This window comes from Hydrogenophaga sp. (assembly GCF_041633695.1).
GTDB lineage: Bacteria > Pseudomonadota > Gammaproteobacteria > Burkholderiales > Burkholderiaceae_C > Hydrogenophaga.
Genome location: NZ_JBFJMY010000103.1, coordinates 1 through 11,673, shown reverse-complemented (window position 1 = coordinate 11,673; position 11,673 = coordinate 1). Strand labels below are relative to the sequence as shown.

Genomic DNA, 11,673 nt, shown 5'->3' with positions numbered 1-11,673 from the left:
GAGCTTCAAGCAAGCCTACGAACACGAGCTCGTCGGCGTGATGGATCTTTATGCTGGCCGAGCCGCGGAAATCTTGTGCAACATGGCCCCACCCTCCTTGGGACCACGCCCGGCAAAACACACCGACCAATACAAGGCCATAGAGCGGCAGTGCCTCAGCTTGCTGGTGGGCGCAATGAGTTCCGGCAAGGGCAAGGCCACCCTGCGGACGCTGCACATCAATACATCGATACATGCTGCCATTCGCTGGAACAAAGGACAGAAGTTCAAAGCCAACGACTTCTTCGACATGCAGCACGCAGCCGCGGCGGTCGGATACTGCGATGCCTTCTTCACGGAACGCTCACTTGCCAACGTCCTGACCCGCAGCGACCTGGCTTTGGACAAGCTTTACAGCTGCGCTGTCGTATTCACTCCCGAAGCCGCCGTGCAGTACGTCCAGGCGAAGGTCTGACAAGGAACCGGTCTCTACACGTTGTTACACTGAATCCATAAGGAGCATCACGACTCAACGCGTGCCTTCTCGCGCGACAAGTATGTTGTCGTATTCACCCGCTCTGAAGAGGAGGAATAGTGACGATAAACATCGTAGACGTCGAAGAGGTGCTGCGTCAGCAGCCGCGTCCTCTGACGCTCATGAGCCTGGAAGCCCTGAATCCAGCACGCGAGCCCTACCGGACAATCTTGCTTCAGCCAACGGGCATGGTCGAAGCCAATGATGTCCGGGTTGGCCACGCAGATGCCGCACTGAGTCACGCCTTATGCAGCGGATTTCTTTCCTCCGCGGCACAAAGCCATTCTGACCTCGCAGTAGCACCGGAATATTGCGTCCCGTGGTCCGTCGTACAAGAAATCGTGGCGGGGCACTATCGCCCCCCACAAGGCGCAATCTGGGTGCTTGGATGTGAAAGCATCTCTCCGGCTGATTTCCAGGCGTTGGCTCAACAGTACAACGCGGCTGGTGACTGCGTGTTTCACCATGAACCTCTCGACGCGCGGCAAGCTGCGCAACGGCGTTACGTTGACCCGCTGCTCTACGTCTTCTGGGCCGAAAACCAGGACGGACAACCTGTGCTGGTCCTCCTCACGCAACTCAAGACCGTGGCCTGCCGGGACTACCGGGACGTAGAGCAAACTTCACTGTGCCTCGGCAAGACGGTGTACGCCTTCAATCGCGGCATCGGCCGAATGAGCCTCGTCTCCATTATTTGCTCCGACGCCTTTGACTTCGCTGAGCATATCGAGGCGGTCCATATCAACTGTTTGCTCATTCATATCCAGCTCAACCCGAAGCCAGCACATACCGACTATGCAGCCTACCGCGCCAAGCTATGTTCAGTGGGAACCAACAGCCACGTCGAACTCCTGTGCTTGAACTGGGCCAAGAACATCAAAGAGGTCAAGGACGGCGGCAAGCATGCCGATTGGAACAACGTCGCAGGTTCGGCTTGGTATGCGCCGCCCGCAAAATTCAGCGCTGACGATGGGCTCATAGATTCGCTGCACCGCGGCGGTCTTTACTACTGCTTGCTGGCCCAACGATGGCACTCGTTCTTCCTGAACTACGAAGGCCAGATTATTCAGTTGCAAAAGCAGAAGCTGCTTTTTCCCGGTGAGCAAGCGCTGGCCCCGAAGAATTTCGTTGCGGTGGAAGAGCGTTGGTCTTGGAAAGCAGACAGCAACAGCTGGGAGTCTGGTGCGGTTGCCAACGACGGTTTTGCTGACGCCCTGACGGATTACCACGCGATTGCCGAACACCTGCAGCGGGCCTCGCAGGCCAGCCCACTTGCGGTCGAACGAGCTATCGAGATTCTCATGGGGCCCCGCGGAACCCCAGCATCGTGGTACACCGTCAAAGAGCTCGATGCGGTCCATCTGGACAAGGACGAGGAATCGATACGCCGAGTGACGGTCCATCAAGACGTTGATCTCACTCGGCCAGGATCGTCCTACCGGATGCAAAGATTGCAGCGCGCACACGATGCGATCGGACTCGCCCAAAACGAGGTTCCGTGGCCACCGCCGGTGCAAGACTTGGCGAACGGCTTCAAGTTCTCATGGAAACGCAAGTCCCCGCACCACAATGTCGAACCCAACACTGGCGGGCGTGGGCCTGCATCACTCGCCTACCTTTCGGACCAGGCGAACAATTCAGCTGTTGAAAGTACGCACCAGAAGCTTAGGCAGGCCATCACCACCCATGCGGTCAATGAGGCCTGCGAAGCAGGCAAGAGCGGAGAAGAGTTGAGCGACGCCATCGTACGCGCCCAAGACCGGCTTTGCGTCGTGTTCCGACGGGACAACCGCTTTGGCGCACGCGGCCCCGAAGGCACGAATCTCATTGACACCCCGGCCAGCGCATCCCCGGTGGATTTCTCAGAGGACAGATCATGATCAATGCGCAACGCGTCGAAGCGATGCTCAAGGATCGCTACCCCGATCTTGAAAGCGTTGGGCAGGGTGTATTTCGAGGCGTTGACCGCTTCGGCGCTCGCGACTATGCGATTCGCTACTTCGACCTGAACGATCGGCTCGCAACGACTGCTGATTCGTTGAAAAGCTACCAGGAAGAAGTTCTCTCGCCAACGTATTTCTCCAGCGACGTCGCGACCGATTTGCGCTGGAACCATTACCTGTACTTTGTCACCAGCGATGAAGAAGCCCAGAGGGGCGAATTCAGTCGCCTCAAAGCCAAGGTAGAGGCGGACAGGGAGTACGCCCGCAAGCAGGTTGTACGAGAAGGCGAGATCGCCGGCTTGCTGGCCAACGCACAAGCGCCCGGGCCGCCGACAGCCCTGCCGATCGACCTTGCGACAACATGGTCAAACACCCTCGAACAGCACGGCCTTGCCTTCATTCTGGATAGTGACATCTCCGTTCCGGACGCCGTTCGGCGAATCGTTGCGGGAACGAAGGATGGGGCGTCGCGCCCGATTTCCCCTGTCGCTCTGCTCGCTGCCGAACAGGCCGCTGCAAGCCACTTCATCGAGCGCTTGACCATCAAGGGCTTCCGCACACATCCGGAGGAAAAGGACCACCCGCTAGGTCGAGTGAACTTGATTGTCGGCAGCAATGGCGTCGGCAAAACCTCACTCCTTGAGGCAATTGAATTCGCCTACTGCGGAAGGAATCGGCGATCCTCCACACTGCTCGGCAACACATCGATTACCGCGGATCTTGTCGGAGCCGGGCACAAGCTGTCTTCGACCACTGATGCCACGCGACTTCGAGCGCGCCATTCAAATTGGTATGCCAAGACCGAACTGAAGACGGTCACCATCCAGGATAGTTTCGGAAAATTCAACTTTCTCGACACCGATGCTGCGGTGGATCTCAGCGTATCGGCAAGTTCAGCGCAAATTGGAACAGATGTCACCCGTTTGGTGTTGGGTGCGACGGCAGAGAATCTGGCAGACAGGCTGCGTCGCGTCCTCAAGCAGTTGCAGGATGAGCTGAAGGATCTACGGCGCGACAAGACGAGCAATGAACAGTTGAAACTGGCCGCCCAGACCCGCCTGGATGCCATCAAAGCTGCCCCCAAACTATCCGACAGCCTGTTCCTCGAACTTCTCGCGGCGCTGAAGGGCCAGGGATGGTGTCAGCCCCCAGATGAAAAAGGTCAACTCGAAGCATTGCGAGAGCGTCTGCAGGAGGTGACTTCTGCCATCGCACTGGTCCGCCATTCGTCGATCAACATGCTTCACGCCGAACCCGATTCCGCGCTTCGGCTGCTGACGAACCTGAACGACGAAGCCAGCAAGGCGGAAGCCCTGGATCAGCGGGCAAAAGCCGCCCGGTTGGCACAGGCCAACGCACGTAGAGAGGCGCATGCAGCGGCGGAACTAAGCGCCACTACGGAGGCACTGCTTCCCTATGCCCGCACCAACTTCCCACAACTTGTCAAGCAAGCATCAGAATGTCGGGATCGGGTCCGCGCGCAGACTACGAGGTTGAGCCCGGTCGCCAACCTCGGCGACACGAGTGCCATCCACCAGTTTCTGGAAACGGCTGTTGCCGACGCCATTGACTCCGTCGACACCAAGATCGGGGAGCATCAACGGCGGCGCGACGCGGCGCAAACCTCACTTCAGGCTCTGGAAAAGACACAGAGCACGATGACTGTTCTGAGGCAGCGCCTGCTGGGAACCGCCCAGGACATACTGCAGCGGTCCGCCAATCCCGACCATTGCCCTCTGTGCAGAACAGAGTTCGAGGAAGGTCAGCTGCTTGCGCGGATGATGGCCGATGTCGAGGTGGGTACATCCGAGCAAGCCAGCCTGCTGCAGGCAGACATCTCGTCGGCCAGCGAATCGATGGAGGGTGCCCGGGCCATATTGGCCACGCTGCATCCGTTGCGCGCGTTTGCCGGAGACAGTGCACTGACCCTCACGGTCGCCCAGACGCTTGAACAGATCGCCCAAGAACGAGCTGTATTTGATCGTGATCGACAGGAACTGGAAACGATCCAGGGGCAGGCTCAGCAACTGCAGTCAGATGGGCTGTCCTCCAAAGACCTTGCCAGCAAGTTGCTGGCTGCGGGAATGGCCGAACTGCCCTCACTTGAGGAGTTGCAACGAACCCAGTCGAATCACAAAGAGACGCTGGAAACACTGCAAAGCGCTGAAAAGACCGCCCTACATGAGTCGGACGTCGTGCGGCAGGAATGCGATGCGATGGCCGAACGCCTGTCCATCGAGGCTCTCGGCGACACAGATCAACTCGCAAGATCGGTCAAAGAACTGATCTCAGATGCGGAGGCTGCCCTGGGAGCACGCCAAATTCTTAGGTCAATCCTGACGATCAGTACTGAGGCGACTGCGGAAGAAATCGCGCTGAATCTCGCAGCTATCCAGCAATTGCTCGCCCAAGTCGCTACGGCCGTCGCGCAGGAAGGTGCCAACGACAAGGCGCTCAACGACGAGACCAAGAATGTCGAAGGCCTCGTCAAAAAGATTGAAAGCACCGGCACGAAGATCAGGTGCGCAAGCGATGCAGAGCAGGTGCTGGAAACGCTAGCCCAACAGAGTTCCGGGGGCGAGTTGGAAAGCCGGATCCTAACCGAGAACGCAGCAGAGATTGCTCGCACCTTTGCCAGCATCCACATGCCCAACGAGTTTGAAATTCAGGTCGTCCAGGGAACGCTCGTCATCATTCGCAGGAGCACCGGCGCTGAGGTACAGCTCGAACATATGAGCACAGGTCAGCGTGCCGCGTTCGCCCTGTCGCTGTTCCTGGCGATGAACGGCCGCCTCCGGTCAGGCCCCCCAGTGCTGCTGTTCGACGATCCCGTCGCACACATCGACGACATCAACATGCTGTCGTTTCTCGATCATCTTCGCCAGCTTGCCATCGGCGGATCGAGGCAAGTCTTCTTTGCTACAGCAGACACCAAACTTGCAGGGCTCTTCCGTCACAAGTTTCGCTTCCTGGGCAATGACTTCAAGGAGTTGCGACTATCACGGACCTCGTGAGAAGGCCGGCAAAGTTCAACTCGCGCCGACAGCGCAGGCGCACCACGCATGGCACGGCCTTTCTAGCTACGCCGATAAATTGTGGGCGCAAGCTCAGCGCTGCGCCCACAATAATTGCCCTTATGAAGCTCGGTACCAAGTGTCAAGCGAGCGCTCCGCTGCCCCTAGGTGCCTCGCGAGCGCACCTCCATAAGCCTTGAAGGCGAACTCCTGCAGAAGCAACCCACGAAGCTTGCGCATGTCTTCTTCCAAAGTGCGCCGCTGCTGCCAATCAGGACGAAGAATCGGCTGCGCCGAAGTTTTGCTGACATCGTAGATGGCCAACAACTCGGCATCGGACACCTCTTCCTCGGCCGAGGAGGTCGTAAGTAATTCACGCAGCACATCACGCACGGATTCAAGATGTGTCTTGATTCCGGACCGTCGGCGACAAAGATTGATCAGCTTGTTGAGCAGCAATCCTGCTTCCCTGTGAAATGTGATTGCTGGAGTCGCAGGATCGTCGTGCTGCATTCGAGCGCGCGGCGTTGCCTCAGGCTTGGGAATCGGCTGCCCCTCCAGAGGGCTGCTGAAACGGGATGTCGCGGCCGCAGACTCACCTGTCCAACGGTCTGCAGTGCACGGGGGAATCGCTTCGACTGCTGCAGCCAAGGGCCGCACTGGCACGCCACTGAATGCGTGGCTGACGAAGTAGATCTGCGATCCGCCTTGCGGCTGGGGGCTGTACATCCCTTTCCATGCAGGCTTGACGATGACCTGGAGATGGCCGATAGCCCATCTCTCCCGCTCACGCTCCTCGCGCTCGCCGATGGCCATCTCGTACGGCTCGTCGACGAACAGGTAGCGCCGAGTTGCAGGTTCAAACCAGACGCTAGGATGATCGGAGTGCGGCACACAGTTGCGCGATTTGCCCTGCGGATAAACACGACTGAAGCTTGCAGAAGGTCGCAGCCGAGTGGCATCCATAAACTGGAATGCCCGTGCCGCAGCGCATGCGTGTTCACGAGCCTCCATTTGGCCACCGCTGTTGTATTTTCCCTCCAGGTGGTCAAGCGCCATCGGTTGCAAATCGTTCAGAGCGCGGTTATGGCTCAACTGTTGAGCCGTGATCAACGACGTCCAGGGGACCGCAAGCTGAATCGTGAGGGTTTCACGACCCCGTTTGCCAGTCTCCTTATCCTTCCAGTAGAACGTGAGATACAGCGGATACAAGTTCGACCGCGCACCCGTCAACTGCGATGCCGCACCGACATGGGCAGCCAACGTTCGTTGCGCGTGTGCGTAGTTCTGGAAATGCGCAGCCTGGGCCGCATTGTCGAGGGCCTCTGTGTGAGAGGCGCCAGTCGCGTGCTTGATCTTTCGGGCGAGGCTCTTGATGCCGCCGATCGATGAGGGGACAGGGGAAATCATGGACATGACAGTTCTCCATGGTCCACATCGAAAACGTCGCCCGCCACCGTCTCCGCATGGACCTTGAGAAAAGGCATGTCAGGAGTTCGAGAATTGAAGGCAATACTCTCGGAGCTTCGCTGCTGCGGGCGGCGCGCCTATGCCAAAGGCACCGACATATTAACCGGTTTCCCCGGCATGCCCAACGCCGGGCAGCAGGCCTTCACCAGCACGGCATCGTGCTGTTCCCCAGCGCCGTGCCCCGGTTCAGTTGGAAGCTGGTGATCGACCTCAGTGTCGCCAAGGGCCGCTACCGCCAGCATTCGCAGGCCCGGTTCGTCCTCGAAACCCGCCGCCATCCGCCCCTGCCCTAGGCCGGGACTGCAGCGGCCAACGGGTGGAGGACATGATGCCCCCCTCACGTCGGCGGCTTGAATGCGAGGAAGTCTTCCACCGCGTGGAATTCGAGTTGCTTGGGAAGTTTCGAGGGCGTCAGGTAGTCGGTGATGTCCGCGAAAATCTTGTCGTGATCTTGAAGATCATTGTCCGTGTACACGATGACGGGAATACCTCTCTTGCGGAAGTAAGCCTTCAGCTTCGACATCTCACGCTCGAAGTTCGCCCTCGCCTCCTCGTTGATGGTCTTCTGGGTCTTGTCCTTGGTGCCTGTAAGGAGACCATGGGTTGACCACGGAGACAGTTCAAAGCCCACTTTGGACAGTGTGAACGGATCGATGATGGTGAAGTCCAGCCGATGCTCATGCTTGACATCTTTTCCGCCATAGCGCAGTTCGGGTATGAGCAGCGGCACTTCCTGCGGCGCCTCACTCGCTCTGACGAAGTCGCAGTAGCGCTTGGCGATGGCCAGTTCGTGAACTGACCCGGAGTTGCGAACCAGCGTGTTGCGGAAGAACGAGAGGTACTGCTCCACGTCATTGAATTGCATGCGCTCTTCCTCGTCCGGAATGACAAACCCGGTCGCCAAGACGTGTCCGATAGTCCAGTATCTCGGCTTGAAATGCCGAATCTCGCTCTTGTCGTTTTCCCAGGCGTCGTTCTTGAACCGTGGCGTCACCAGGAGCCCATAGGCTGCGTTCTTCTGGCCGATCCAAATCTCGGCTTCCTCGACAGGCGGGCGCTTCTTGGACAGGGCGTCGTACTGCCTGAGAAACGTGCGCGTCAGGAAGAGCCGGAGCCACTTCAGGACCTTCTTATGCTTGCGGACGTGAACATAGGCGTCGTAGTATCGGTTGCCGGCCCTGGCGTAGATGCCCAGGCCCTCCAGCGTGCGAAGAAAGCCCTGGAAATACAGAGCCACGAATTGCTCAGGCGTATCGATCACCTCGTTCTTGATGTCGATGTACTCCGCGTGCTTGCCACCGTAGGTTGCATTGAGCGAATGTTCGTTTTCAAACCCCGTCAATGCAAGGACGTCATCAAGGAGGTCATTGATTTCATCGGTCAACTTGCCGATCTGCTTGTTGCGAAGGGTCTTCGCGGGATCTCGGGTTGCCATAATCGCTGCCTCCTCCTGGCATTGGTCCAGCGACGATTGTCAGCCATGGCTTCACTAACCTTCTATTCGCTGAGATATCCAGTCACGTACCGCTCGGGCCGACCACGATGCTGCACGCGGCCCGATCTTGATCGAATGCGGAAACAGCCCTCGCGCCATCTGGTCATAGAGCGCGGAGCGACAAAGTCCCGTTAGGCGAAGGACTTCGGGCAAGCGCATGAGCCGGTCTTCGTCGCCTGCAGCAGGCGACGGCCCGGCATCATGGCCGCTCAGCAACGACAGGACTTCCCGCAGCAGCTTCTCAGCGCGATCGAGCGCCTCGCCATCGCCGCGCTGCCCATGCCGCCGCCTTTCGCTTGACCGCATCTCTGCCCGCATGCTGCATCCTTTCAGATCGGGCGGCATCGTGCCGCCCGATCCATAGGATGCCGAAGACGTCCAAGGGCCCCAACCCATCCAGGCGCAAAGCAGCGAACGCAGGACAGCCGACCAGCTCTTGTACGACAGATGGCGCGAAACCCTCTGCCGCAGCAAGCGCACCCGGTAGACCAAAAAGATCAATGCTCCCAGCTTCTGGCGTGCTCGACGAGCAGCAGACGAAATGCATCGGCATCAAACCCCGGTTCCCCCTGGACATCGACCAGCACGCATCTGGCCGTCGCCTCGAACACAGGCCGGGACAACATCGATGAGCCCTCCTCCGCGCTGCGCAGCACCCAGGGATCCAGGGGCTCGCACAGCATCAGGCGCGTGAGCGCTTCCATACGCACAGTGGCGGTGTGCGCCTTGTGCGGATCCTTACCGAAGACCTTCACCGCCGCGAAGGTCCTGGTGTGAAATGCGTCCTCACCGTCCCCTTCCGGATCCCGCATCTCGTTCACCTTCTCCGAGTATTTGAGCAGCTCCTCGCCGGTGAATTTCACGGCATTGAAACGCTCCAGCCAATCGGCACTCACTGGCTCGTCCTCGGGCGGCAACTTCATCGCCGCATTGCCGATATCGAGCTGCCCACGCTGCGTGTGAACATCGACCGCCTTCTCGAACCGCAGCACCAGCACGAGGCCCAGGCGTGATCCACCCAGCGGCAGATCTTGCACGAACTGCTTTTCCAGCGTGCCGCAGAGCACCAGCCCATCGTGCCGGGCCTCCTGGTTCAGGGCCTTGAGTTCGGCCGGGGGGTGCTTGTCCCATCGGCGCCGCTGGCCGAACGACACTTGGCACACGTGCTCCAGCCTGCGCAGCAAGTCTTCTCCGCCTTGGTCGCCATCCGCTTCAAGCACCTCGAAACGGCTGAGGAACATGCCGATGTCCTCATGCCGCGGCAGTGGGATGCTGCGTGCCCGTGGATCAAGGCCCAGCAGTTCGTTCTCAGAGGCAACTCCCAGTACACGACGAAGGGGCGTGAACCATGCGACGGGCAGTTCCCCCGCTTCCACATGCTCGCGCCACACATGGGGCTCGGTGCCCAATGCCAGCGCGACGTCCTCATGCGAGAGGCCGTGACGAAGCCGCGCGACTTCCAGCGTCGCGGTGTTCAGCGGCTCGGGCGCAAACCGTGCCTGCGCAGCTTCCTGCTGGCGTTGGCGCCACCATTCAGAAAACGCCTGTTCATTGCGACGACCGAAGGCCTGGTGACGCGCATGCAGCGCATTCCACCCACTGGCAGAAAGCGCCGCCGGCGCCCCTTCGCCGACACGAACAGAGAGCGTCAACCGGCGGCCCTGGGCATCCGATACATCCTCCGGCGCCGTAGTGTCGGGCCACCGCTCGCTGCGATCCTCGATCTCGGCCAGCAGCGCCGCATCAGAAGCCACTACGTCAGGCTGTCCCTCGACCTGCAGCGTCGCCTGGGCGGTCAAATCCTGCGCGGCATCCAGCGCCACGATACCGTCGAGCCAGCCTCCGAGCTCCCCCTCGACCAGTCGGCGCACACGCTCCGCGAGCCGCAGTTGCTGTTCCAGGTCGAACTCCCGCACAGCACCCTTCGCATCCACTGCCACCAGCACGACACGCCACGTCGGATGGGGATCCCCGATGCCTTCGATCAGAACCGCGTTCTCAGATGCCCGAAAGTGCAAGAGCGGCGCATCGCCCAGATCGAACTGCTCGCGCAGCCGGGCACAGACCTGGTCGCAGGCCTTGCCCAGGGCCGGAAACAGCTCACGACGCGCGCTTACCGCCGGCGCATCCAGCACCCAGCTCGCCACCTCCCAACGCGTGGCATCGCCAAGGCCGAGGTAGCCCGGAGAGCCCCGAAGCTGCGCGACAGCGCGCAGTGCATGGGTGTGCTTGATCGAGACGGCCTTGCCGGCCAGAAACTGCCTCAGTTGCCTGGCCGCGAGCTTGTTGTCGGCAGGCAGCAGCGCGCAGATCAGCCGCGCGTCGTCCTGAGCAAGATGATGCTGGCCTTCCGCAAGAAAGGCGATGAGCGAGTTGGCCTGCATTTCAGGCGAACTCGAAGAATGGGAAGAAGAAAGGGACACGCATGCCTCCAAGACCGATCGAGCCGAAACGGACGGTGTGCGTTGTCCCGGCTCCGGTTTGGAAACACGGGTAGAAGTGGACGTCGCTGCCTTTGCCATGCCTCCGGTGAACCGGAAGCGCACACGCTGACACGCGGCAACTTGCGTTACATGGATCGTAACCAAGCAACCGCCAAGCGTCAAACATGCGCCGAAAGCGCACTCGCACTCCTATGGCTGATGGGCAATCGTACGAGCAATCTTGGCGACGCGCAGGGCCTTGAACCCCCGATCCCGCGCTATGAATGCCGCCAGCATGTGCGGCACCAGCGACACCGCATCCACCTGCACCTGATGCACACGCGCATGCACTTCGGCATAGGCATCGAGCTGCGCCTTCAACTCCGCCGACACCGTGATCGTGAGCTTGACCGCATCGGGCTTCGGGATCGGCCCCAGGCTCAGCCGGTTCGCTCCCTTGCTCATCGCGATGCGCCCGTCTGAAAAAACAGCGGCAGGTAGGGCCGCAATACGATGTCTCTGCTCACAAGCAAGCGCATCGGCAACCCCGGCCGCGCGGTCAGCGTCGGCTGGATGTTCATGTTGCGCCGGGTCATCTCCTGTCCGACTTGGTTCACGCTGTCCTGCAGGCCGTCGCGTCCGGCAATTGCCACCCGGTTGCCGTCCTGGCGGTTCTCCGGCGCGGCCAGCTCGGCCCCGATGCCCAGCAGCGTGGTCAGCGCCGCGCCGCCAAATATGCGGTCCCAATGCCAATCGACGCCATCCTCCAGGCCGGCATAGCCGGCCGGGTCGGTGCCCACGAGGTTGTCCAACT

The 11,673-nt window shown here is 60.1% G+C and carries 9 protein-coding genes and 1 pseudogene; 4 read left to right on the top strand and 6 right to left on the bottom strand.

Annotation, left to right across the window (positions count from 1 at the left end):
* From ABYB95_RS08695 to ABYB95_RS08685, 3 genes and pseudogenes are all read left to right on the top strand, one after another.
* A pseudogene (locus tag ABYB95_RS08695) lies at positions 1 to 454 on the top strand (hypothetical protein); the annotation flags it as partial.
* Positions 455 to 573: 119 nt separating this feature from the next.
* Positions 574 to 2,394, top strand: coding sequence for a hypothetical protein (locus tag ABYB95_RS08690; protein ID WP_372658073.1), 1,821 nt, complete (start codon positions 574 to 576; stop codon positions 2,392 to 2,394).
* The gene (locus tag ABYB95_RS08685; protein WP_372658072.1) at positions 2,391 to 5,471 is read left to right on the top strand and encodes an AAA family ATPase; all 3,081 of its coding nucleotides are present in this window, start codon (positions 2,391 to 2,393) and stop codon (positions 5,469 to 5,471) included. The genes ABYB95_RS08690 and ABYB95_RS08685 overlap by 4 nt, the downstream gene beginning before the upstream one ends.
* A 120-nt stretch (positions 5,472 to 5,591) precedes the next feature.
* Here ABYB95_RS08685 and ABYB95_RS08680 read toward each other — a convergent pair whose 3' ends face one another.
* Positions 5,592 to 6,887, bottom strand: coding sequence for a hypothetical protein (locus tag ABYB95_RS08680; protein ID WP_372658071.1), 1,296 nt, complete (start codon positions 6,885 to 6,887; stop codon positions 5,592 to 5,594).
* Positions 6,888 to 6,898: 11 nt separating this feature from the next.
* Here ABYB95_RS08680 and ABYB95_RS08675 point away from each other — a divergent pair, with 11 nt between their 5' ends.
* On the top strand, positions 6,899 to 7,234 hold the full coding sequence (locus ABYB95_RS08675) for a hypothetical protein (RefSeq protein WP_372658070.1): 336 nt from the start codon (positions 6,899 to 6,901) through the stop codon (positions 7,232 to 7,234).
* A gap of 44 nt (positions 7,235 to 7,278) precedes the next feature.
* On the opposite strand, the gene ABYB95_RS08670 is transcribed toward ABYB95_RS08675, so the two are convergent.
* The 5 genes from ABYB95_RS08670 to ABYB95_RS08650 all read right to left on the bottom strand — a co-directional run.
* Complete coding sequence (locus ABYB95_RS08670) at positions 7,279 to 8,376, bottom strand: topoisomerase (protein ID WP_372658069.1); 1,098 nt, start codon at positions 8,374 to 8,376, stop codon at positions 7,279 to 7,281.
* Between the two features lie 54 nt (positions 8,377 to 8,430).
* Entirely contained in the window at positions 8,431 to 8,937 is a 507-nt protein-coding gene (locus ABYB95_RS08665; RefSeq protein ID WP_372658068.1) for a helix-turn-helix transcriptional regulator, read from the bottom strand.
* The gene (locus tag ABYB95_RS08660; protein ID WP_372658067.1) at positions 8,934 to 10,859 is read right to left on the bottom strand and encodes a hypothetical protein; all 1,926 of its coding nucleotides are present in this window, start codon (positions 10,857 to 10,859) and stop codon (positions 8,934 to 8,936) included. Before ABYB95_RS08660 ends, ABYB95_RS08665 begins: the two co-directional genes overlap by 4 nt.
* 210 nt (positions 10,860 to 11,069) lie before the next feature.
* Complete coding sequence (locus ABYB95_RS08655; protein WP_372658066.1) at positions 11,070 to 11,324, bottom strand: DUF2274 domain-containing protein; 255 nt, start codon at positions 11,322 to 11,324, stop codon at positions 11,070 to 11,072.
* A partial coding sequence (locus ABYB95_RS08650) for a TrbI/VirB10 family protein (protein WP_372658065.1) occupies positions 11,321 to 11,673 on the bottom strand: 353 nt, incomplete at its 5' end. The genes ABYB95_RS08650 and ABYB95_RS08655, both read right to left, overlap by 4 nt.